The 24,558-nt window shown below is 38.5% G+C and carries 20 protein-coding genes, 2 pseudogenes and 1 riboswitch; of the genes and pseudogenes, 19 read left to right on the top strand and 3 right to left on the bottom strand.

Going from position 1 to position 24,558, the window contains the following annotated elements:
- Positions 1–229: 229 nt before the first annotated feature.
- Positions 230–805, top strand: coding sequence for a GNAT family N-acetyltransferase (locus tag ACFX4X_RS18815; RefSeq protein WP_377385277.1), 576 nt, complete (start codon positions 230–232; stop codon positions 803–805).
- 68 nt (positions 806–873) lie between these two features.
- Here ACFX4X_RS18815 and ACFX4X_RS18820 read toward each other — a convergent pair whose 3' ends face one another.
- Positions 874–1,200 (bottom strand): antibiotic biosynthesis monooxygenase family protein, encoded by a 327-nt coding sequence (locus tag ACFX4X_RS18820; RefSeq protein WP_377385278.1) that lies wholly within the window; start codon positions 1,198–1,200, stop codon positions 874–876.
- Between the two features lie 374 nt (positions 1,201–1,574).
- Between ACFX4X_RS18820 and ACFX4X_RS18825 the strand changes: the two genes are divergently transcribed.
- From ACFX4X_RS18825 to ACFX4X_RS18855, 7 genes and pseudogenes are all read left to right on the top strand, one after another.
- Positions 1,575–2,030: a nucleotidyltransferase domain-containing protein gene (locus ACFX4X_RS18825; RefSeq protein ID WP_377385279.1), complete on the top strand. Its 456-nt coding sequence runs from the start codon at positions 1,575–1,577 to the stop codon at positions 2,028–2,030.
- 74 nt (positions 2,031–2,104) lie between these two features.
- Positions 2,105–2,350 (top strand): hypothetical protein, encoded by a 246-nt coding sequence (locus ACFX4X_RS18830; protein ID WP_377385280.1) that lies wholly within the window; start codon positions 2,105–2,107, stop codon positions 2,348–2,350.
- A gap of 73 nt (positions 2,351–2,423) precedes the next feature.
- Positions 2,424–2,975 (top strand): dihydrofolate reductase family protein, encoded by a 552-nt coding sequence (locus tag ACFX4X_RS18835; RefSeq protein ID WP_377385281.1) that lies wholly within the window; start codon positions 2,424–2,426, stop codon positions 2,973–2,975.
- 328 nt (positions 2,976–3,303) lie between these two features.
- Positions 3,304–3,561 (top strand): annotated as a pseudogene (locus ACFX4X_RS18840) (ATP-binding protein); the annotation flags it as partial.
- Between the two features lie 218 nt (positions 3,562–3,779).
- The gene (locus ACFX4X_RS18845) at positions 3,780–4,649 is read left to right on the top strand and encodes a cation diffusion facilitator family transporter (RefSeq protein WP_089365108.1); all 870 of its coding nucleotides are present in this window, start codon (positions 3,780–3,782) and stop codon (positions 4,647–4,649) included.
- Between the two features lie 460 nt (positions 4,650–5,109).
- Positions 5,110–6,738, top strand: coding sequence for a ribosomal protection-like ABC-F family protein (gene abc-f, locus ACFX4X_RS18850; RefSeq protein ID WP_377385283.1), 1,629 nt, complete (start codon positions 5,110–5,112; stop codon positions 6,736–6,738).
- A 235-nt stretch (positions 6,739–6,973) separates the two neighbouring features.
- Complete coding sequence (locus ACFX4X_RS18855) at positions 6,974–7,123, top strand: SunI/YnzG family protein (RefSeq protein WP_155727281.1); 150 nt, start codon at positions 6,974–6,976, stop codon at positions 7,121–7,123.
- Between the two features lie 646 nt (positions 7,124–7,769).
- Here the strand turns inward: ACFX4X_RS18855 and ACFX4X_RS18860 are convergent.
- The gene (locus ACFX4X_RS18860) at positions 7,770–8,675 is read right to left on the bottom strand and encodes a MerR family transcriptional regulator (protein ID WP_377385285.1); all 906 of its coding nucleotides are present in this window, start codon (positions 8,673–8,675) and stop codon (positions 7,770–7,772) included.
- 49 nt (positions 8,676–8,724) lie between these two features.
- Here ACFX4X_RS18860 and ACFX4X_RS18865 point away from each other — a divergent pair, with 49 nt between their 5' ends.
- The 7 genes and pseudogenes from ACFX4X_RS18865 (at position 8,725) to ACFX4X_RS18895 (ending at position 17,846) form a co-directional block, all read left to right on the top strand.
- The gene (locus tag ACFX4X_RS18865; RefSeq protein ID WP_377385286.1) at positions 8,725–10,119 is read left to right on the top strand and encodes an APC family permease; all 1,395 of its coding nucleotides are present in this window, start codon (positions 8,725–8,727) and stop codon (positions 10,117–10,119) included.
- 136 nt (positions 10,120–10,255) lie between these two features.
- Positions 10,256–11,728, top strand: coding sequence for an aldehyde dehydrogenase family protein (locus tag ACFX4X_RS18870; protein WP_377385288.1), 1,473 nt, complete (start codon positions 10,256–10,258; stop codon positions 11,726–11,728).
- An 82-nt stretch (positions 11,729–11,810) separates the two neighbouring features.
- A complete protein-coding gene (locus ACFX4X_RS18875; protein WP_286141139.1) occupies positions 11,811–12,992 on the top strand; it encodes an iron-containing alcohol dehydrogenase in 1,182 nt (393 codons plus the stop codon).
- A 188-nt stretch (positions 12,993–13,180) separates the two neighbouring features.
- Positions 13,181–14,653 carry an aldehyde dehydrogenase family protein gene (locus tag ACFX4X_RS18880; RefSeq protein WP_377385291.1) on the top strand — a complete coding sequence of 491 codons (1,473 nt, stop codon included), beginning with the start codon at positions 13,181–13,183 and terminating at the stop codon, positions 14,651–14,653.
- 281 nt (positions 14,654–14,934) lie between these two features.
- Complete coding sequence (gene speB, locus ACFX4X_RS18885; RefSeq protein WP_061462658.1) at positions 14,935–15,936, top strand: agmatinase; 1,002 nt, start codon at positions 14,935–14,937, stop codon at positions 15,934–15,936.
- A 164-nt stretch (positions 15,937–16,100) separates the two neighbouring features.
- Positions 16,101–16,199, top strand: a riboswitch (glycine riboswitch).
- Positions 16,200–16,252: 53 nt separating this feature from the next.
- Positions 16,253–16,575, top strand: a pseudogene (locus ACFX4X_RS18890) (PTS sugar transporter subunit IIA).
- 368 nt (positions 16,576–16,943) lie between these two features.
- Positions 16,944–17,846, top strand: coding sequence for an aldo/keto reductase (locus tag ACFX4X_RS18895; RefSeq protein WP_377385293.1), 903 nt, complete (start codon positions 16,944–16,946; stop codon positions 17,844–17,846).
- A gap of 107 nt (positions 17,847–17,953) precedes the next feature.
- Here ACFX4X_RS18895 and ACFX4X_RS18900 read toward each other — a convergent pair whose 3' ends face one another.
- Positions 17,954–18,415, bottom strand: coding sequence for a VOC family protein (locus tag ACFX4X_RS18900; protein ID WP_061462662.1), 462 nt, complete (start codon positions 18,413–18,415; stop codon positions 17,954–17,956).
- Positions 18,416–18,730: 315 nt separating this feature from the next.
- Here ACFX4X_RS18900 and ACFX4X_RS18905 point away from each other — a divergent pair, with 315 nt between their 5' ends.
- The 4 genes from ACFX4X_RS18905 to ACFX4X_RS18920 all read left to right on the top strand — a co-directional run bounded on the left by ACFX4X_RS18905 (position 18,731) and on the right by ACFX4X_RS18920 (position 23,846).
- The gene (locus ACFX4X_RS18905) at positions 18,731–20,047 is read left to right on the top strand and encodes a MarR family transcriptional regulator (protein WP_377385295.1); all 1,317 of its coding nucleotides are present in this window, start codon (positions 18,731–18,733) and stop codon (positions 20,045–20,047) included.
- Between the two features lie 84 nt (positions 20,048–20,131).
- Positions 20,132–21,238 (top strand): mandelate racemase/muconate lactonizing enzyme family protein, encoded by a 1,107-nt coding sequence (locus ACFX4X_RS18910; protein ID WP_377385297.1) that lies wholly within the window; start codon positions 20,132–20,134, stop codon positions 21,236–21,238.
- 29 nt (positions 21,239–21,267) lie between these two features.
- Positions 21,268–22,686: a YfcC family protein gene (locus ACFX4X_RS18915; RefSeq protein WP_284471106.1), complete on the top strand. Its 1,419-nt coding sequence runs from the start codon at positions 21,268–21,270 to the stop codon at positions 22,684–22,686.
- Between the two features lie 17 nt (positions 22,687–22,703).
- Positions 22,704–23,846 (top strand): M20 peptidase aminoacylase family protein, encoded by a 1,143-nt coding sequence (locus ACFX4X_RS18920; RefSeq protein WP_284471105.1) that lies wholly within the window; start codon positions 22,704–22,706, stop codon positions 23,844–23,846.
- The last annotated feature ends 712 nt before the right edge of the window (positions 23,847–24,558 follow it).

Consider the following 24,558-nt stretch of genomic DNA (forward strand, 5'->3'; position numbering starts at 1 on the left):
AGGCAAAAATTCAAAGGGAATCTCAAAAAGGGGTTCGGAATTTTTTAATTCCGAACCCCTTTTGTCTACAAACTGAGGCGTTTCTACAAAAGTAGAACGCCTTTTTATTATTAACATTAACGAGGATTCAATAATTCTTACAGCGATAAAGAGTTGATTATCGGCATTAATTAGGTAATGATTGAAATAGTAAAGAATGGAAAAAGGGACTTGGGGGGAGGGGATTTGGATGGAAAAAGCATTTCCGCTTATTGAAACACGCCGATTGATTTTAAGGAAAGTTACAATAGAGGATGCTGGAGATATGTTTACATACCTATCTGATACAGATGTCGTGAAGCCAATGGGGTTATATCCATGCCAATCAGAAAATGAAGTATGGGATGAAATTAAGTGGTACGAATCTATATTCAAAGAAGGTACAGGAATTAGATGGGGAATTACATTAAAAGAATCCGGTAAGGTTATAGGCAGTTGCGGTTTCCTGAATATGGTCACCAAACATCATCGAGCTGAAATTGGATATGAATTAAATAAAGATCATTGGGGAAAAGGCATTGCAAGTGAAGCATTGGAAGCCGTTGTAAAGTATGGTTATCGTCACTTTCACCTGGAAAGGATAGAAGCTTTAATTGAACCTGCTAATAGCCCATCCTATAAACTAGTGGAAAAACAAGGATTTAGAAGAGAAGGAATGCTGAGGCATTATGAATATACTTGTGGCAAATTCGATGATTTATATATGTACTCACTTATAAAAGAAGATCTTAATGACATTTTCTTATTACAGTGTGAAGACCGCTAAAAAGCGGTCTTTTTCTATAGCTGAAAATTCATAAACACAACATCTATGTACATGAAGTCTTAGTTTGCTTACTTGATTGAATAATCTCTTTCAACCTTGCAAATTCGGGTTGTGTATGACGAGTACCAATCTTTCATTCCTTTTTCTTGTGCTTTTTTGTGGGCAGCATTTTCTTTCCAAAGCTTAATGGCATCTAGGGATTTCCAATAGGATACTGTAATTCCTACTCCGTTTTGATCTCTTACGCTTTCGACTCCTAAATAGCCATCTTGTTGGGCGGCAAGTTCGTCCATGAAATCAGCGGTTGAATTGTAGCTTGTAGCATCTCTATCGTTTCTTTGAGAAGTGAAAATACAAGCGTAATAGGGTGGTTCAGGTGTATTTGCAAGAAACATGGAATGGCGCCTCCCTCTATCTTAATATTCAAAATAATATCACATAGGGAAGAACGTGGATAGGGGCTATTCCACAATATAGAAAACTGATTGTAAAATTGAAAATCGGTCCAGGTAAGAAAATATTTACAGACAGCCTGTGCAAGGTGAAGTGGGGCCTTGATCTCTAGCCAAGAAACTAATAAAAGCCTAAAAAGTTTTCAGAAGCTCTTAATTTCCTTAATAAGCCTGTTCAGCGGAAGGTTTTTTCTCCTGATGCACGAATATATTACATTTAAGGTTTTTACAAAAAAAGGAGATGGTTTCTGTGTGCGGGATTTGTCAGTAAACATAAAGAAAGAGATGTATTTTTACCGAAACAACGCGATATTCATTTGAAAAAGGCATTAAAGGATCTATCAGCAGATCCTGATGTTTTAGCTATTTACCTAGCCGGTTCATTAGCAAAAGGAAACTATGATCATTACTCTGATATAGATTTGCACACCATTGTTATTTCAGAAAGGAAAGCAGATTTTTTAAAGGGAAAAAGGGATAGAGCCAATAACTGGGGAAATGTTTCATTTCACGAAGACTACAATCCTTCTTCACCGTATGTCGTAACTCATTATGATACCTTTGTGAAAGTGGATAGCTGGTATCACTCACCTGAGGAAATGGTACCTTCCATCTGGTTAAAAGAGGTTGAAGTCATTTATGATCCCTTTCATATTATGGGACATGTTATTGAGGAATCAGCAAAGCAAGTGTATAAACCTTCACCAGATGAAGTTGAACATTGGAGAGGAAAGCTGCTTGCTTTTGTCCAGGAACCCACAGAGCCGTTATGAGGAGAGAAATGTTATATGCACTATCCAATCTTGATAGGATACGGTGGCTGATTGTGTCTGGGTGGTATATGGAAATGGGAGAACATATAGATGGGCCCTATGGAGTTTGGTCGAAAATTGAGGGCAAAATAAGTAAATTAGATGAAAAACAATTATCCCTTTTAGAAAGTTGGAGTTGTGGACGTAATTCAAATGAAATTATTAAAACGTTGAGAGGTATGATCCCAGAATTCCTTAGACTAAATAAATATCTTTGTACTCAAGTGGGTGTCGAAATAAATGAAGATCATATCAAAAGAATAATAGATATGGTTATCTGATACCATTTACAAAAGGTGATGGGACACTCGTTGTTCATGTAAAATGTATAATCACTTTTGGAGGGATGACTAAGTGGCAGAATTGGTATATCATGTAGCGGTTTCACTGGACAATTTCATTGCCGACCAAGCTCTTTTGGATGGGAATATCGATCAAACACTTTTCTTATTTGAAGGTGATCATGTCCCAGACTTTTTATCCGATATCCAGCAATATGAAGCAGTGTTGATGGGAAGAAAAACGTATGAATTTGGATTTCAATTCGGAGCTAAACCGGGTGAACCAGGCTATAAGGGTTTGAAACATTATATTTTCTCGAACTCCCTTCAGTTTGAATCGAACGAGGAAGTAGAACTTATAAAAGGAAACGCCGTAGCTTTTATTGAAGACCTAAGGCAGAAAAGTGACGGTAAGTTATGGCTTTGCGGGGGCGGCGAATTGGCTGGAACGTTGTTGAAACATAAACTCATAGATCAATTGGTGCTGAAAGTGAATCCAATCATCATCGGTGAAGGTATCCCTCTTTTTGGCAGTGTTAAGCCAGGTCTGAAATTAGATTTAGTTGAAATGAAACAATATCAAAACGGAGTGATTAAATCCGCGTATAATATTATTTATACATAGGAATTAGGGACGGGCAGCTAAATAAGAACTTCATTCCCTAATTAGGGATGTTTTATTTCATGGTGGGGGTTGCGTTGGAGCAGCCCTTTTCTTTTGTAATAATTAAAGTTTACTAGTGAAGTGACTTTTTAATTCCCTGGTTATTGAAGATGAATTCTCCTCAAAATGAACAAATGATGGCTTATCTTAAGTGAAAAGCGAAAATATTCAATGAAAATTAATGAGAAGTTTATTTTTAAATCATATCCTTTCAATATAACTTGAAAGGAGAATACTATGAAAAGATTATTTAAAGTATTAAAGAATATATTTTTTATATTCATTGCCGTTATGGCTCCAAAGGTTATTTGATAACATTTTTCAAAACGCATTAAAGCACTCGAAGGCTGACAAACTTGAGATAACCATTGAAAAAAATGTGGTGATTATCAAGGATAATGGAATTGGTTTTGTTATCGATAGTAAAAGTAGAGGGCTTGGTTTAAAAATAATTGAGGACATAGCAAGGATCCTGCAAATAAAATATAATTTACAATCAAATGAAAGAGGAACTTTATTTTGTTTTACAGTCGAAAAAACGATTTAAATCTCACTTAGCTCGTTATTTTGCGGCGTGATGCAAGATTATTTCATGTTGGGCTTTTTGTCAAGTTTCCGTAAATATTATTCTTTTCAGATAGTTTACCGAATGCAACATAGTTATCTAGCACTTACTTATATAAAACGATACAAAAAGGTTGCTATAGACCCACCCATTTTTAAGTTGATATTATATTCATGTACTTAATTGTGGGGGGAAGTTGAATGGAAGAACAAAAATATAATGACCTCAAATTAGGCGAACGTGGTGCAATCATTAGTATCATTGCTTATATTTGTCTATCAATCATGAAATTGGCTATAGGATACATAAGTGACTCAGCTGCATTAAAGGCGGATGGTTTGAACAACACCACTGATATTATCGCCTCGATTGCTGTACTGATCGGATTAAGGCTGGCTCAAAGACCCCCCGATAAAGATCATGGTTATGGCCATTGGAAAAGTGAAACGATTGCTTCGATGGTTGCTTCATTTATTATGTTTGCTGTTGGTTTACAAGTTTTAATAGATGCAGTTGCTTCCATGCTAAAAGGTGGAAAAGAATCACCTGACATTATGGCAGGGTATGTAGGCGTTTTATCAGCAATAGCTATGTATTTTGTATATCGGTATAATAAAAAGCTTGCTATTAAGATTAACAGTAAAGCCGTTCTGGCAGCGTCAAAAGATAATATTTCCGATGCTTGGGTAAGTATCGGAACAGCTATAGGGATTTTCGGCTCCCAATTAAAAATGCCTTGGCTGGATTCCCTAACTGCCATCATTGTTGGACTATTAATATGCAAAACAGCCTGGGATATATTCATTCAAGCCTCCCATGAACTTTCTGACGGATTTGATGAAAATAAAATTCAACTTTATAAGGATGTAATTACAAATCTGAATGGAGTCAAGGGGATAAAAGAAATTAAAGGGAGGAATTACGGGAATAATGAAGTGATTGATGTTGTGATCCTTGTCAATTCTACGTTGGATATTAAAGAAGCTCATGATATTGCGACCCATGTAGAAAAAGTGATGATGAAGAATCATGGAGTATACGATGTTCATGTGCATGTAGAACCTAATTAATGAACTCTTTTTTTTTTGAGCATTAAGAAAAGCGGGTATATATTAGCTTTACAAACATATAATAATGTGCAATCATTAATTTATTACATTGGAAGGAAAAGGTACCTTATACAATGAAGCAGTAATCTTATCTAATAAACAGTAAATCTAAATCTATTTCAATGGGTGTAAACGGTTAGGTATGTTCAATGCAAGTGTGCGTCACTTTGTGTGCTTACCGATTTTATTGGTGAGTTCTAAGTGAGCGTCAATTTTTCATTTGAACAAGAATCTTTTTAGATACCCATGTGAGATTTTTAATGATTATGTTTAGAGATGGGATTCGTCTGTTCGTTTATAGGTACTAATTCATATACAAATACTTTTTCTGGTATCGAAATCAGGAGAGGTATATTTGGTTTATGTATATTAATTTAGTAACAGGCGATCTCTCTCTAGAAAAAATAGAGGGGGATTTTTCATGTTATTTTTAAAGGCGAATGATTTAAAGAAAAGCTACGGGAACCGTGAAGTTATTTCCGTTGATTCACTTCATCTATACAGTCATGACCGTGTTGGTTTAGTTGGTAGAAATGGAGAAGGCAAAACGACTCTGCTTTCTATATTAGCAGGCGTTAATGAACCAGATTCCGGTCATATAGAAAGCTATGGAACAGTCAGCTATATCCCACAGATAGAGGAAAATGAACAAGAAATAAGCGGAGTATTAACGAGTATATGGAAACTGCCAGATGAGGATCAAGAAATGATAAGCGGCGGCGAACGGACTCGAAGAAAAATCGCCGCTGCCCTGACCTCCAATGCGGATGTATTGATTGCGGATGAACCTACTAGCCATTTAGATGTATTCGGAATTGAACAATTGGAAAAGGATTTAAAGTCTTTTAATGGCGCTATATTGCTTACTTCACATGATAAGGCATTCTTAAATCATCTTTGTACAACAATATGGGAAGTTGAGCAAGGCAAGGTTACTGTATATGAAGGGAATTACGAAGCGTATACAAAGCAGAAGCAAGCAAAAACAGAAAAAGAAAAGAAGGAATTTGAAGAGTATACTCGCGAAAAGAATAGATTGAAACAGGCTGCACAAAACCTGCAAGGCAAATCTGATTCAATTAGGAAAGCCCCTAAACGAATGGGCAATTCAGAAGCAAGGCTGCATAAACGCAGCGCTGGGAAACAAAAAGCGAAACTGAACCGTTCTGCTGAAGCGATTGAAACTCGGATCGAAAAATTAGCAAAAAAAGAAAAACCGCGGGAAGATCCTCCTATCATTTTTGATATTTCAGAATTTCCATCACTGCACAGCAAAAGGGTCATTCGATTTAATGGCTGTTCCCTGAAGGTCGGTTCTAGAATGCTGAAACAACATATTTATGGCGATGTTCCCCTGGCATGCAGACTCGCCATCAATGGTCAAAATGGTTCAGGAAAATCGACATTACTGAAAAAGATAGTGAAACGTCACACAGATATATATGTCGCGAAGCCGGCAAAGATAGGATTTTTTGCACAACAACAAGAAAATTTGAATGAAAGTAAAACGGTACTTGAAAATATTTTGGAGGATAGTCCCTACAATCAAGCCTTCATTCGTACATTATTATCACGATTGGCTTTTAAAGAAAATGACGTTCACAAACAAGTATCACTCTTAAGCGGTGGGGAAAGAGTCAGGGCCTCGCTGGCAAAAGTTTTTTTGGGAAACTATAATGTATTGGTTTTGGATGAACCTACAAATTACCTGGATATAAATACGAAAGAGGCTTTAATCGAAGTGTTAAAAGCATATCCAGGAACAATCGTTTTTGTGAGTCATGATCGTTCATTGATCCAATCACTTGCAACGCATGTACTTTCACTCGAGGATGAACCTCTGAGAGTAAGAACTGTCAACCAGGAATCAACAAAATTGGATAAGGGCATGGATGGCCATCAAGTTAAACAGGATGAACTTCTTATGATTGAAGTGCAAATCATCGATACACTTGGGAAACTTTCAAGGGTTATGAATGAAGAGGAAAAGGAGGAATTGGATAGGGAATTCCTACAGCTTTTAAGTAAGAAAAAGCAGCTTGAAGGTTAAGTGTTAAGTGCAATCATAAAAGGCTCTTCTCCATCGAGAGGGGCCTTTTAATGGATAAAAAAATGTTTATAGTAAAGAATTAGTTTCTCAGAACATCGTATGAACATATTCCCTCTATTATCAAGTTAACTTATATGCTTAAAATAGAATTCTATAAAAATAAATTAGTAGTCATTAATGAAAAAGTGGATGATAAATGTTGAAATTAACCAGGAACATTAAGGAGGGACTTATTTTGATTGGAATTCAAATTGAAAAAATAAATGAAAATTTGATCATTAAATGGCAGTTTTCCAAAGTGACAATCCCAATCTCGGACATCATGGCAATAACTAACGATGATACCTATGGGGGAGAAGGGAAAAGTGCGATTAGAATATTTTAGCTTCTCTTTTAATAAACTTTTTAATTAACTTTAAAGAGCCTTTGTTACGGTAAGTACAAAGGCTCTTACTTTTTAGCATTAAAAATTAAAAACGACTTTATTACCGAGATGCATTAATCAAACTATTCTGCTTCTGAAGTATACCCTCTTCTCCACTGCTATGGGTGGATTTAGTAACCTATTTCTTCTTTTTTATGCAAAGTAGACCAAGAATTAAAGCCAATTGTTCCAATTATATCTTTGGCATCTTTTCTTTCAATCCCTCAGCGAATGCGTCTTTTTTTCATTATAGTTTTTTTGAAAGAAAATCTATCAATCTCTCTGCTTGTCTATATTCTGTAATGTTTCTTGCTCATAAAAACGTGTTACATCTTCGTTAGAAATGCAAGTAAAATACCTTCTGCATCCTCTTTTGTCATTTCTCTTAGTAATAGTCTTTCTGTGCTAATTTTGGGAAAACATTTTATCTTCTTTCCCTCTTTTTAATAATTAACTATTCTTCTTTAACGGATGAAATATAATCCACATCCTTTTTAGATTAGTGGTATCAGTATGTCAAAGTTTCATAGATTTCTTGCACCAGAACCTCTACTCCTATTTTTTTTGTCTAAACCACACACATAAACATTTGTCCTGCGCAAATAGGTCAGACCTTTTGAACGGGAACTTGAATTTCAAAGGTAACCTCGTTTGGTTTATCTGTGATCGTAATATCAACATGCATAATTTGCAGCGCATCGCCGGTAATTTGATAACCACCTTCATCAAGATAATCCATTATTTTACTCAAGCTTTCACTTCGGTTCCATAATAATTCCCCATTATAACGGATACACGCAAACAACCCAGCCTGAATGATTCTTTGGTGCTGCTTTGGTATTTTTTCTTTATTTTTTGCCACAACAAAAATGACTGATGGTTCTTCAAAACGTTTAGATTTAAGATCTGCTTCCTGGATGAGAATTCCTAGTCTGTTACTGGCCAGAATTGGTGACTTCTCAGCAAGCATATTTTCTAGCCTTATAACTCCATAACAGAGCTCTAAATTATTATTGATTTTTTCATTCAATGTAATTAATTTCCTGGCTCCTATTTTGTGGAACATGACTGTTTGTAGTTCCTTTTCTCTTGATATTTGATCTAAATATTTAATTTTTTTCTGGATATTTTCTTCCAAGTCAGTTAATTCATTTAGCTTTGAAACAAGATCTGCGTGTTTGACTTTAAGAATGTCTAAAGACTTACTGAAATTACGTTCATTGAAATAATCCTTTATTTCGTCCGTACTCATTCCAAGTTGCCGTAATTCTTTAATGGTTCCTAAAACCTCGTACTGGAAAATAGAATAGTAGCGATATCCCGAATGTGAATCGATATATTGCGGCTTGAATAAGTTAATCCGATCATAATGGCGCAAGGTCTCCGTAGTCATCCCTCGTAACTTTGCCATCTCACCAATAGTTAATTTTTCTTTCAGTTTAATCGCCCCCTTAAAAAATATAATACAGGTGTTGACCTTTGTGTTACAACAACCTTTATAATCAAAATACACAATAATTCAAATCTTCTGAGTATTCTTTATAAATGTGGGGGAGCTGATTATGAAACGGAAAAAACTTGCTAGAACACTTACTTTGTCACAGGTTGTTTTTTTAGGGATTGCTTGGAATAACCCCATGGTATTTTTTAATACCTATGGAATAGCTACCGTAACCTCACATGGTGTAATTACGGGTGCGTATAGTATTGCATTTCTAGCAATATTTTTTACAGCACTCAGCTATGGAAAGATGGCAAAAGCATACCCTATCTCAGGTTCAGCTTATACATTTACTCAAAAATCTATTAATCCTAAAGTTGGGTTTATTGTTGGTTGGACAATTATGCTTGATTATATGTTAACACCTATGGTGACGTGTTTGATGTCCACTGTCTTTTTAAGTGCAGTGTTTCCAGGGATTCCACATTATGTGTGGATTATTCTTTTAACTTCTATCATAGTTGTACCGAGCATTCTAGGGGTAAAGACATCAGCATCTGCAAGTAAAATTTTCGTTATTGCTCAAATCATTTTCGTTAGTCTTTTCTGGATATTAACCGTCAAAAATTTATTAGATGGAGTAGGGACAGGCACTCTTTTCTCGAGTAAACCATTATTCAATTCAGAGGTTCCCTTGTCAGTAATCTTAGCAGGATCCTCAATTCTTTGTTTTAGTTTTCTTGGTTTTGACTCACTTACTACCTTGTCAGAGGAAACAATCAATCCTGAAAAAACCATCCCAAGAGCTATTATCATAATGTTGCTGTTAATAGGGGTTTTGTATATTGGCTCTTCCTACTTAGCACAATTGGTCTTTCCGGGTTTTTCATTTGAAAACACTGATTCAGCAGCCATGGAAATCGCTATACTTGTAGGAGGAAACCTATTCAAATCATTATTTATTACTGCGGTAATTATTGGTAACTTTTCTTCAGGAGTTGCTTCAATTACAAGCGCATCACGTGTGTTATATGCAATGGGCCGGGATTCAGTATTGCCTGAAAATCTATTTGGTTATATTCATCCCAAATTTAAAACACCGTCACACGGTATTATCGTGATAGGAATAATTTCTTTACTAGGCGTCGTGTTAACTTTGGAGCAAGTTATCAAGTTTATCAATTTTGGAGGGCTCATTGCTTTTGCATCTGTTAATCTATCTGTCATCGCCCATTATTTTATAAAAAATCAGAAACGATCTTTTAACGATTGCATAAGGTATTTATTTTTACCGTCCATGGGCGCAGTATTTACTATGTGGTTATGGTCACATTTAGAAATAGAGGCATTGATTCTTGGAGGCATTTGGGTGATATGTGGCTTAGCATATCTTCTTTATATGACAAACTTTTTTCGCAAGCCTCTTCCTGAGTTTCATTTTGATGAAGAGATCATTCCTCAAGAGGTAGAAGATGTGAATGAAAAAATTCTTTCCCAAAAGGTAGAAGACTTTTAATCAGTTTCTTACACTGAAGTAAGTAAATGTATCTAAAGGAGGTGTAATATTTTGAAAATAAAGAAAAATGAAAGCGCTACCTATTTTTAAAGCGAGATCGTTAAAGTAAGAATAACGAACAGGAGGTTTTTTCAAATTGTTGAAGCTGAAAAAGTTTATAAACGGTGAGTGGATGGATTCTTTGAGTAAAGAAAAGAGTAATGTTGTTAACCCCGCAAACGGTAAGATCATTGCGGAGTCTCCCAACGGAAATGCAGAAGATGCCCGGATGGCCATTGATGCGGCTCGAACCGCCTTTGATTCCGGCATTTGGTCAGACCTGCCGGCTTCGGAGCGGGCTACCTATTTATTTAAAATAGCAAAGAAAATTGAAGAACATGCATCTGAGCTTAGCCAACTTGAAACAGCCAATACCGGAAAACCTCTTAAAGAGTCAGAGTTTGACATTGCTGACGCAGCGGATTGTTTTCGCTACTATGCCGGTTTAGTCACAAAACCGGATGGCCAAACGTATCCTGTTTCTGGTCCTGTACAGGCTATGGCTGTTCGAGAGCCGGTAGGGGTATGTGGACTGATCGCTCCGTGGAATTTTCCTTTACTGACGGGAGCTTGGAAAATAGCCCCTGCCCTTGCTGCAGGAAATACGATTGTATTTAAAACATCCGAGGTCACTCCGATTACGACTACTAAATTATTTGAGATTATCGAAGAAGTTGGCATACCAGATGGCGTTGCCAATCTAGTTATGGGTGGTGGTGCAACAGTAGGAAATGAACTAGCGGAAAGCGATAAAGTTGATATGGTTTCGTTTACTGGCAGTACCTCAACGGGCAGAAGCATCATGAAAGCAGCAGCTGGAAATATTAAAAACATTGCACTCGAATTAGGCGGCAAGTCACCTAACATCGTTTTTGCCGACGCAGACTTTGAGACAGCCGTAGATTATGCTTTATATGGCATTTTTGTCAACGCCGGCCAAATTTGTAATGCAGGATCGCGTTTGCTGCTGGAAGAGAGCATTCACGACAAGTTTATCGATAGACTGTCAGAGAAAGCAAAAAAGATCCGGGTCGGCCCAGGTGATCAACCGTCTACACAAATGGGTGCCCTTGTCAGTGAAGCACATATGAATAAGGTACTCCAATATATTCAACTTGGCATAGAAGAAGGGGCGACATTAGCCTGCGGAGGCAAGCGTATAACAAGCAATGGACTTGAAATGGGCTATTTTGTTGAGCCGACGATATTTGTTGATACCAAACCGGACATGAGAATTGTTCAGGAAGAAATATTCGGGCCAGTACTTACCGTGCAAAAATTTAAAGATGAAGCGGAAGCCATCCAACTTGCCAATGATACTCCATACGGCCTCGCAGCAGGTGTATTTTCACAAGACGGTGCGAAGGCTTTAAGCGTGACTAAGAAAATAAGAGCCGGAATTACGTGGATTAATGCTTATAACCTAGCCTACAATGAAGCACCGTGGGGAGGCTACAAACAGAGCGGAATTGGCCGTGGATTAGGAACTTTTGGTTTAGATGAGTTTAGTGAGGTAAAACAAATCAACATTAATTTAGAAGTGGAGCCAACAAAGTGGTTTGATCATTAAAAATGGAGAAGTAGATATAAAAGAGGAAAAGAGAGTGAGTCACTTACTATTACACTGTTTGAAAAATTGAAAGGGGATATTAATGATGATCTGGGATTTTAATTTCAATCTACCTACATCTATAGAGTTCGGGAACGGAAAAGTTAAAAATATTGGGAAAAGAGCAAAAGAGCTAGGAGGAAAAAAGGCACTTCTTATTACCGATAAAGGACTGGCGCAAACTGGAATTTTACAAAAGGTTACCGATTCGTTAGACCAAGAAAGTGTCAATTATATTGTTTTTGATGAAATTACTCCTAATCCAAAAGATGTAGATTGCCATAGAGCCTATCAACAATTTAAAGACGAGGAAATAGATCTTTTGATAGGTCTTGGCGGCGGAAGTTCGATGGATACAGCAAAAGCAATTGGTACACTTTTAACCCATGGAGGAGAGCTTAGGGATCGTTACGGTTTAAATTTACTAGAGCGAGAAATAACTCCCCTTATTTGTATCCCTACAACTTCAGGTACCGGAAGTGAGGTTACAACAGGTTCTGTCATTACAGATACAGTTACAAAACAGAAAGAGGCTATACTTGACATTAAATTGGCTCCAAAACTAGCAATTTTGGACCCTGAATTAACTCTAACTCTGCCTAAATCTATTACTGCTGCTACCGGAATGGATGCACTTACACATGCTATCGAAGCTTATACCAGCAATATTGCTGAACCCATTTCCGATGCTCTCAGCCTTTATGCAATTGAATTAATTGCTAAGTACCTTCCGTTAGCTGTAGAAAATGGGACCGACTTAGAGGCAAGGAAAAATATGCTTGTAGCCAGTTTAATTGCAGGTATGGCATTTGATAACGCGGATCTTGGTGCTGTACATGCTATGGCTGAACCACTCGGCGGTCTTTATGATACTCCACATGGGGTAGCGAATTCTATCTTTCTTCCTCATGTTTTTGAATTTAATATTCCTTCAAACCTGGAAAAGCATGCAATTGTAGCTGAAAAACTTGGAGCAAATAAAGAAGGGAAAACAATAGAAGAAACTGCCTATGATGGTGTTGTATTGTTAAAAGAGCTTGCACGTAAAATTGGCATTCCTGATTTTCGAGATTTAAGTAATGTCAATCCCGAAGATTTCCCATTCCTCGCTGAAGGGGCATCCGTTCATTTGTGTACACAGGCTAATTCACGAAAAGTGACACCTGCAGATTATTTGGAATTATTTCAAAAGACTTATGAGGCGAAAAACACAACATTAATTTAAAAATTTAACTAGATTAATGTTGATCTAGAATTTTTGAATCGGCGGCCGGCTTGATGGGAGTTTTAATTGGGCGGCCGCCATGGTTTACAGAAAACATGCGTATGCCCACTTGCTGCGGGTACATAATTAGCTATTTATGGATATGAGATTGCTATAAAGTAAGAATAACGAACTGGAGGTTTTTCAAATTGCATAAGTTGAAAATGTTTATAAACGGTGAGTGGATGGATTCTTCAAGTAAACAGAAGAAAAATATTGTAAATCCGGCAAACGGCAAGATCATTGCAGAGGCTCCCAATGGAAATGCAGAAGATGCCAAGATGGCTATTGATGCAGCACGACTAGCATTTGATTCTGGGATTTGGTCGGACTTACCGGCTTCGGAACGGGCTTCCTATTTATATAAAATAGCGGAGAAGATTGAAGAAAATGTATCTGAGCTTAGCCAACTTGAAACAGCCAATACCGGAAAACCTCTTAAAGAGTCAGAGTTTGACATTGCTGACGCAGCGGATTGTTTTCGCTACTATGCCGGTTTAGTCACAAAACCGGATGGCCAAACGTATCCTGTTTCTGGTCCTGTACAGGCTATGGTTGTTCGAGAGCCGGTAGGGGTATGTGGACTGATCGCTCCGTGGAATTTTCCTTTACTGACGGGAGCTTGGAAAATAGCCCCTGCACTTGCTGCAGGAAATGCGGTCGTGTTTAAACCAGCCGGGATAACTCCGGTTACCACTACCAAATTGTTCGAGATTATCAAAGAAGTTGGCATTCCAGATGGCGTTGCCAATCTCGTGATGGGCGGTGGGGGAACCGTAGGAAATGAAATAGCGGAAAGCGATAAAGTCGATATGGTTTCATTCACTGGCAGCACCTCAACGGGGAGAAGCATCATGAAAACAGCTGCTGGAAATATTAAGAACATTGCCCTCGAACTAGGCGGCAAGTCGCCTAACATCGTTTTCGCCGACGCAGACTTTGAGACAGCAGTGGATTATGCTTTATATGGGATTTTTGTAAATGCAGGTCAAGTTTGTAATGCAGGATCGCGTTTGCTGCTTGAAGAAAGCATTCACGACAAGTTTATCAATAGACTGATAGAGAAAGCGAAAAAGATCCAAGTCGGTCCTGGTGATCATCCTTCTACAGAAATGGGTGCCCTTGTCAGTGAAGCACATATGAATGAGGTACTCCAATATATTCAACATGGCATAGAAGAAGGGGCGACATTAGCCTGCGGCGGCAAGCGTATAACAAGCAATGGGCTTGAAAAGGGCTATTTTGTTGAGCCGACAATATTTGTTAATACCAAACCGGACATGAGAATTGTTCAGGAAGAAATATTTGGGCCAGTACTGACTGTACAAAAGTTTAAAGATGAAGCGGAAGCCATCCAGCTTGCCAATGATACCCCATATGGCCTCGCAGCAGGTGTATTTTCCCAAGACGGTGCAAAGGCTTTAAGAGTGATTAAGAAAATAAGAGCCGGAATTACATGGATTAATGCCTATAATTTAGCCTACAATGAAGCCCCGTGGGGAGGCTATAAGCAGAGCGGAATTGGCCGCGGATTAGGAACTTTTGGTTTAGATGAGTTTAGTGAGGTAAAACAAATCAACATTAATTTAGAAGTGGAGCCAACCAAGTGGTTTGATCATTAAAAATGGAGAAGTAAAGATAATTGAGTAAAAGAGAGTGCTTACATCGAGAAATTTTTGACTTTTTTTAATAGAGGAAGCATTTTTTTGAATTACCATTATTTCAAATATTATATCTAAAGATGGCCTGGAACAGAAAGAAATCTGTGTCGGTTCCTGGTAGTCATTATTGACAACACAATTCCGTTTTGTCTAGTTTTATAGGTTGGCATGAAGCTTGCATATATATTAGGAGAACATTAGGAGACATTAGGAGAACGTAATACAAGTGGGAGGCAAAGTTCATGTCGAATAATAAAAAACAACATCTTAATTTACCTTTTACCGGAATCTGTACTTTCGGGAAATATCCCGTATGTCCTGATCTAGACCAGTTAGATGCAGATGTAGCTGTCATTGGAGTTCCAAATGATATGGGAACACAATGGAAGTCAGGAGCAAGAATGGGTCCAAGAGGAATTCGTGAAGGCTCTACATTATATAGTTTCGGGTTAGATGGCGCCTATGATATTGAAAATGATATCATGTATCTTGGCCCGAAATGGAAAGTAGTTGATTGCGGCGATGTAGACATGGTACATGGGGATATGATGCAATCCCATGATAATACGGAAGAAGCCATTCGAAAAATCGTTTCAAAAGGTGCAATGCCGGTTGTTTTAGGTGGAGATCATTCCATTACAATACCAGTAGGAAGGGGCTTGGGAGAACTCGGGCCATTTCATGTGATCCAGATTGATGCGCATTTAGACTGGGCAGATCACCGTTCAGGAATGCGGGTTGGACATGGAAGCTGCATCCGCCGCTTATCTGAAATGAATCATGTTCAAAAGATTTTCCAATTGGGCATTCGTGGAATCAGCAGCAGTAAAAAAGAAGATGTCGATGCTTCCAGAGAATACGGAAGTGTCATCTTGTCTCCACGTCAAATGAGAAAGATGGGATTTGAACAGGTGCTGGAACTTATTCCAGCAGGTGAAAAATATTATATTACCATGGACATTGATGGCCTCGATCCATCGATCGCCCCTGCGACAGGCACGCCTTCTCCTGGAGGCCTGCTTTATGATGAAGTCAACGAAATACTCCATGGAATTGCAAAAAGAGGAGAAGTAATCGGTTTTGATATGGTAGAAGTAGCTCCTCCTTACGATCATGCGGGAATAACTGGACAAGTGGCAGCACGTCTCTCATTAGACTTGCTTAGTTATGTTTTAAAAGAAAAAGAGAAAAACCAGGATACAATCAGCGATCAGCAAGAGCTGAACTTCATAAAAAAGCATTAGTCTATTAAATTTGAAGGCGTTTGCTGATATAAAGTGATTTTCCTTCGTTTTATCATTTCTTAGTTTTCTGAATATGTATAAATAAAGAGTGATACCATAAAAACCACTTATGCAAATAATTTACGGTCACAAATATTTACAGTGTTTCAAAAAAATATAGCGGATGACGATTGTGTGAGAGTGCAATGCACAGCCACCGAAGGATCAAGTTCCAAAAAAAAACTTGGAACAAATCTCTCAGGTAAAAGGACAGAGAAGGGAATGTTGCCATTACCCTTTTCTGTCCTTTTTTGCGAACAAAAAAGAGGGTGTTCATATGACGAAAACGAAAGAGGATCTATCTGAATTAACATTTCAATTAATTCTCCATAGCGGAAATGCCCGCAGTTGTGCAATGGAAGCCATCGCCTTGCAAAAACAGGGTAAATCAAGCGATGCCCAAGAAAAATTAAAGGAAGCGGAAGATGAGTTTGCTGCACATAAAATCCAAACCGGTTTGATTCAACAAGAAGTGAGTGGTGAGGTATTCGAAATTCCAATGCTCTTATCCATGCTCAAGATCACTTGATGACTTCCATGACAACAAAAGATTTAGCGATAGAAATCGTTGAATTACACAAGAAAACTTCAAAGAACTAACTAAGGATTTTGATATTTCATGCTAGCTAGATGGAAATGAATTCTTGATTATTCGATTAGGAGGTTGCTACGGCAGCCTTTTTCTTATGGATCTTACGTGGGATTCTGCATCCACAAGGGGGCGATATATAACTTATCTAAAGTTCATGAACCTAACGTTCTAAAAATGTGGCATGTGAGGGTCACTCAAGATTAGGATTCTTCGAAATTTTAAATTATACTAAGATTCATTGCAGGAGCCAAGGATACTAGCACAGAATTAACCAATATGTTATGAAGGATAATAAGGAAAGAAACCGCAACATAGGTAAGCCATGACAAACACCTAATTAGCAAGCCCAATCATGATATAAAAGGGGAGAAACAACATGCAAAGAGTCAATCTAACTGAAGATCTAAGTCTTTCACGCATTGTTCACGGTATGTGGAGATTGGCAGATTGGAAATTTTCCACCGAAGAAATCCTATCTCTTATTGAACATGGAATGGATCGGGGGGTCACTACATATGATCACGCTGATATATATGGTAGCTACACATGTGAGGAGATTTTTGGGAACGCCCTTTCATTAAAGCCATCTTTACGCGAAAAAATGGAGATCGTTACGAAATGTGGCATAGTCATACAATCAGAAAACCGCCCTTCTCATAAAAGCCACCATTATAACACTAATAAAACTCACATTATAAAGTCTGTTGAACAATCCCTTATGAATCTTAAAACGGATTATATTGATTTATTACTTATCCATCGTCCTGATCCCCTGATGGACCCATCGGAAACGGCTGAGGCGTTTAATCAATTAAAAGAATCAGGAAAGGTCCGTAACTTTGGGGTATCGAACTTCAAAAAACCGCAATGGGATATGCTTCAAGCGTACCTTGAATATCCTCTAGTAACAAATCAACTGGAACTTTCTACATACAATCTTGAAAACTTCGAAGACGGAACCATTAACTTATGTCAGGAAATGGGCGTGGCTCCTATGGCATGGTCACCACTCGCAGGAGGAAGCATCTTTGAAGAATCAAACGAAAAGGCTGTCCGCTTAAGAAAAACGTTAGAAATCGTAAAAGAAGAAATCGGTGCTAATGGAATAGATGAGGTTATGTATGCATGGCTGTTGAGACATCCTGCAAAAATCATTCCGATCGTTGGTTCCGGTAAGAAAGAACGACTGGATAGCGCCATTGATTCACTAAATCTAAGTATGAAAAAAGAACAATGGTTTAACATTTTAACTAGCTCGATGGGGCATGATATCCCGTAATGCATTTGTGCCCTTGAACAAGAATCCTTCCCCAGAAGCAATGGGACACCCGGATGGGGGGTCCCATTCTTAAATTGCAAAAATAACAACTGGAATCATCTCTCCATTTAAATTGGGAATCGTTTATACCAATCTTCTAATGACATCTCTCCAAAACTTCCCTCAAAGTCCAGCCTTAATGGAGCAATCAATTCAAGTACATTTCCGTCTGGATCATCAAAATAAATGGCCGCATGGGCTTGCGGGTTATTATCGAGAACCAAAGGCTGCTGTCCTTCAGTAAAATTAAAGAAAGGCCGAATGTCAATTCCTCTATTTTTCAGCCAATCTTTCGCCGATGGCATGTCACCTATATCAATTTGTAATGCCACATGACGGATGGAAGGATGATAGGGAATTTCCACTTGGTTCGTTTTCCAAAGACCAAGCCAACTTTTCCCTTTCTCAAGCCAGAAGAAAACGACCCTCTCGCTTTGATAGGCAAGTTCTAAATCAAGTTTGCGGTAAAAATCAATCGACCTTTGCATATCTGATACTGGTAAATGGGCTTCATAGAGACCTTTGATCATCTTGAACTCCTCTCAGAAAAAACGTTTTGTCAGTGATTTAGTTACTTTAAATGTGAAACTAAAAGTTGGTCATTCGAAATTAAAACCGGATAAATTCCATGGGAACGTAATACAACATGATTCTCCATTCCCTATTAATAAGATACAATAAAAAACAAATATGGGCGATGTTAGTTTGTCGTAAGGTGACATTTCCGAAATTTGATGATGAAACAGGCTTAAACTCAGATGCAGGATTTTGGTGAATATTTGTAGTTACTAATACGATTCTACCGTTATAATAAAAATAAAATTTCATTTTCGAGGTGAAGCAACATGAAAATCGGTGTAATAGGCTCAAAGTATTTTTTGGAATCCTTATCTGTCCACTTTCCTTTGTTTCCTGAGGTACAATTCATTTCCTTTCAATATGATCTGCCGGAAGAAACCAGTCTATTAATAGAAGATGCCGGTAAACAAACTGATCTAGTATTGTTTTCAGGTTCCATCCCTTTTTATTATGGATACGAACAAGTTAAAAGAAATTTAATAGAAGCTATATATGTCCCTTTTGATGAATTGACAGTTGCGCTTTCGTTGTTATCTATTTCTCATACGGAAAAGGTTACTATAAATGAAATCTCAATCGATTTACCGGATAAAAACCAGTTAATGAAGGTATTGGAAGAATCGGAAGTCGTAGTAAAATCCCTTTATGTGAAGGATTACCCGTGGGTTTACAAAAGGGAAGAAGGCACCCAGACACTAAATATTGCCGAATTCGTTCAATTCCATAGCAACAGGCATAAAGAAGGAAAAACCCATTTCGCACTAACGAGCATTCATGCTGTTTATCAGGAACTTCAAAGGCTATCCATTCCTTCCAGATTTATGGTTCAGCCCAAACATACCTTAATAGAAAGTCTTACAGGAGCTATATCTTTGCTGAAACTGAGGAAAACGGAAGAATCACAGATTGCTGTCATTTCCATTCAAGATTATCAACAAAAGCTTAATGAAAGTGATCTATTTTTAAATTTTTTACAGAAATTGAGTAAGAGATTACAGGCTCGCGTTTCTCTTGAATACTTTAATCCACATTTGATTTATACTACACGCGGAGCATTGCAGGCGTTTGAATCAGATATTTATGATGAAATCATCGGACAAATGGAACAAGAATTTAAAACCTTCTTCCAAATTGGCATTGGATATGGATATACGATTCAAGAGGCGGAAAAACATTCGGCACAAGCATTATTTTTTACCGATAAATTCCTAAAAAGAAAAACGGTAGCATGCTTGGTGGATGAAGATCAAAAACTTCAGGGACCATTATTTGAAGGGAATCACCAAGTGGAATTGAAAAATGAAGATGAAACCATTCAAATACTGGCCAGGGAACTAAAAATGAGTGCGAAAAATATAAAATTGATTCATCGGTTTATTTCGATAAATCATTTTCGGGCTTTTTCAGCAGCAGAGCTAGAGGAATACATGAGTTGTACCAGACGATCGGCAGAAAGATTCGTTAAAAGACTTACTGAAGGCGGCTGTCTCAGCAAAATTGGAGAGGAACATCCATATGGGCAAGGAAGACCTCGGAACTTATATGTACCAGCGGAGAAATTCAAGAAACTTACCGAAAATTAAATTTTCAGACTTTACAGGAAAAGGAGATTGGTATATATTGTTTTTATTAACGACATATAGCGACAGTGAAAGGGGAGGTTTATTTTGCTTATTGAACGTTGTGAAATTCATGCCACACATTTGCCATTAAAAGAGCCATTTGTCATTTCCTATGAAACATACAAGCATATGCCCTCTGTTATCGTAAAATTAATAGCCGATAACGGGCTGGTGGGATATGGGGAGGCAGTGCCTGATGAACATGTAACTGGGGAATCGTTTTATTCGACATTCGAAGTACTAAAGCATGTCCTGTTACCTGCTGTAAAGCAGGAAAACCCATTTAATATGGAAATGATTCACGATATCATGAATTCCGCCATCAGCGGAAATCCCTCGGCAAAAGCGGCCATTGATATAGCTTGCTATGACCTGATGGGGAAATACACCAAATTGCCGATTTATGATTTATTAGGTGGGAAGTTCCATGAATCCCTCTCTTTCGCTAAGGTTTTAAGTATAGACGAACCGGGCATGATGGCTGAAAAAGCACAGGAAGCTGTCGACCAAGGTTATAGTTCTTTAAAGCTTAAGGTTGGCTGGGATATTGAATCAGATGTAGATCGGATTGCTGCAGTTCGACAAAAAGTCGGGAAGAAGGTTCCAATTCGGGTTGATGCGAATCAAGGATGGGGCACCTATGCCAATGCACTTCAGGCAGTGAAGGCTCTGGAACCATTTAACCTTTCATGGTTGGAACAGCCGATTAGAATGGGGGATATTGACGGTCTTGCTGAGCTTAAGGAAAAAACGACGATACCACTAATGGCAGATGAAAGCATCCATAACGGAACCCATCTGCAGGAAATCATTAAAAAGAAAGCTGTAGATAAAATCAATATTAAACTAATGAAATGCGGCGGAATCTATCAGGCTATCCAATTGGCAAAGACAGCAGAGGTCGCAGGAATCAGCTGCCAAATCGGATCAATGGTAGAATCCTCGATCGGGTCTGCAGCAGGGTACCATACAGCCATTTCACGAAAAAACATTACCAGCACTGAATTGACTGGTCCGCTGCTATTCAGTCTCGATATTGGGAATCTTGATTATGAAATACCGTATGTCCATCTTACAAGGGAACCTGGGCTTGGAATCGTAATTAACGAGGAGGTTCTTGAGCAATTAACCATAAAAAAAGAGCTGGTTTAATTATAAGATTTACAGGATGAGGTGAATGGATGGAAACCGAAAAAAATATTGTGCCGGTCAAGAAAAAAGCTTGGTTAAAAGTACCGCATACATACACACTTATCTTCATCATAATCATCTTGGCAGGACTTGCTTCATATGTGATTCCGGCCGGTGAATTCGACCGGGTTAAGGATGAAGAATCGGGGAGAATGCTTGTAGTTGATGGAAGCTATCATGCTATTGAACAAGACCCTGTTAGCTTTTTTGACCTTTTCACCTCCATTCCATTGGGATTGGAAAAGGGAGCCCAAATTATTTTTTATATTTTTCTTGTAAGTGGTGTATTCGCAATCATACGAACTACCGGGGCCATTGAAGCAGGGGTATACAAAGGGGTCCGATCTCTTGCGGGGAGGGAAAAGCTTTTAATTCCTTTGAGTATGCTGCTTTTTTCCATTGGCGGTTTTAGCATGGGGATGGCAGAAGAGACCATTATCTTTGTACCGATCGGTATCGCTATAGCAAGGGCAATGGGCTTTGATGCAGTTACTGGAACGGCCATGATTACACTTGGTGCAGCCAGTGGGTTTTTCGGGGGCATGCTCAATCCATTTACGGTAGGGGTGGCGCAATCACTGGCTGAAGTACCTTTATTCTCTGGAATCGGTTTTCGATTCGTTATTTATATTTTTGTACTGTCATTTGCCATTTGGTATGTTAGCCGGTATGCGAATAAGGTTAAGCGAAATCCTGAAAATAGTGTAATCTATGATATTGAACTAAAAGAAAAACAAACGGCTGGTTTGGTCGATTTCCCCGAATTGACGGGCCGACACAAGCTGGTCTTCATAGCGATGACCTTTGGGCTGGCTTTTAACATTTATGGTGTGTTCAAATGGGATTGGTTTTTAACCGAGCTTACCGCTTCTTTTTTGATTATGGGCATCGTTAGCGGGCTTGTAGGGGGGCTTCAGCTTGGGAAAATTTTCGATTCATTTATCGATGGGGCCAAAGCAGTAACATTTGGGGCATTGATCGTCGGTTTTGCAAGGGCTATAACAGTAGTGCTGGAAGAAGGGAAAATCATAGATTCATTGGTCTTCATGGCGGCGTCCGGGATAAGCCACTTACCGCAAACGTTGAATGTGGTAGGCATGTTCTTCACTCAAGCAATCCTGAATTTATTCATTTCTTCGGGTAGCGGACAGGCTGCCGCAACAATGCCGATCATGGTTCCCATTACGGATATATTGGGTTTGGAAAGACAGCTTGCCGTTCTTGCCTTCCAATATGGGGATTCGGTTACGAATTCCATCATTCCAACGTCATCAGCGTTGATGGGATATTTGGCCATCGCTGGGATTCCCTATGAGCGATGGGTTAAATTCATTTGGAAATTAGTTCTCGGGTGGACTTTGATTGCTTGCATTGCACTCATGGTTGCAGTGGCCCTTGGTATTTCCTGAGAGAAAGGAGTGGTTTGATGAAGGAATTATTGAATGAAATAAAACCTCAAGTTTTGGAGATTTTCCACCATCTTCATGAGAATCCTGAAGTGAGCTGGAATGAATATGAGACTACATCTTATATTTCAAGGGTCCTCAAACAAAACGATCTTAAAGTGACCAGTTTTGTGGATATCCCTGGAATCGTGGGGACATGGTATCCAGAGGAAGGGCGAAATAAGTTAACGGTCGGATTGAGGGCTGATATGGATGCTCTCCTTCAGGAGGTGGATGGGACAATACGTGCCAACCACTCATGTGGGCATGATGCTCACATGACGATTGTATTGGGTGTGTTGTTGTTATTAAGAAAAATGAAGGCAATTCTTCCAGGTACGTTAAAGTTTATTTTTCAGCCTGCCGAAGAAGTTGGTGAGGGTGCTTTAAAGATGATTGAAAAACAGGTATTGGATGATGTTGACTTTCTCTTTGGTCTTCATTTGCGCCCTATTCATGAGATTAAGCATGGACAAGCTGCTTCAGGCATCATTCACGGGTCAGCCGATACAGTGTTTGGTGAGATTCACGGATTTGATGGACATGGTGCCAGGCCTCATTTGACTTTAAACGCCATTGAAGTGATCAGTGCCATCGTTGAACAGCTTAAAGGAATACGGCTAAACCCGCAATTATCTTATTCAGTCAAAATGACACAGGTTTCCGCAGGAGGGGAAAATGCAAATATTATACCTGGGTCCTCCAAGTTCAGTCTTGACTTACGCGCCCAAACGAATGAAGCGATGGACGAATTGATCGAGAAGGTGGACGATGTTTTGAAGAAAATGTCCATCTTCCATCAATGTCAAATTACCTTCAAGCACAAAGAAAGAGTTTATGCAGCATCCATTGATCAAGAAGCGGAACGATTGATGGGGAAGGCAATAGAAAAAACCTTGGGGGCTAAAGGGCTCGTTAAGCCCATCATCACTCCCGGCGGTGAGGATTTTCATTTTTATACAAAGGAAAGACCTGCAATTAAAGCCACGATGCTGGGTGTTGGCTGCAATTTAGAGCCAGGGTTGCACCATCCCAACATGGTATTCAATCAGGAAGCCATTTTCACTGGTATTGAGATATTAACCAGGGCAGTCATTGAAACTTTTTATAAGTATAACAAATAAAAAGGTACCACTTAATTTTTAGCCGGCTAAATTCTCCGAAAATGATTGCTAGGAATTAGACTTATTTTGTCTTTAATTATTCAAGTTAATGGTAAACAAGCGAGGCCACTAATTGATTAGTGGCCTTTGCTTGTTAAAGATTGGTCTTGGCAGAGAATTTTTTGTTATTTCCCCCAAAAAATCTTCCATTCCAACGATGAACCTGGAGTCGAACAGCGGGACATATGTCCTTTCCGGAATTTTATATGCTATTAAATAATATGTCTAACTTTATTGGGTCAGATCAAAGGAGTTCCATCTAACTGTTAAAACAAAGTTGATTGGAACGAGTGCGAGACTCCTGCGGGAAAGGTGCGTCAGAGGGAGACACCGCAGGGCAAAGAGCACTGGGGGACGGACCGCGAGTGCCTTACGTTCCACGCAAAGGTCAAATTTTAAAAACCTAAAAAAAACTGGTCTATAGGTCTGAGAGGAGCATCCTAGCTCCTCTTTTTATTATTTAAATATAAATAAGTACAGATTATTCATTTTTCTCCGATTTTAATACACTTCGTTAAATCGTTAATGAAAGTAAATGAAAATCAATCCTTTTAAAGTGAGGAAAAAATTCTTGACAGAACCTGTACGTACAGGATAATATGAAAGCGTATACAAAACCTATACGTATAGGTTGTAAAATAAACTATATTTTGCTTTCTAGGGAAAGGAAGTA

The sequence above is a fragment of the Peribacillus sp. YIM B13481 genome (assembly GCF_042787985.1).
GTDB lineage: Bacteria > Bacillota > Bacilli > Bacillales > DSM-1321 > Peribacillus > Peribacillus simplex_A.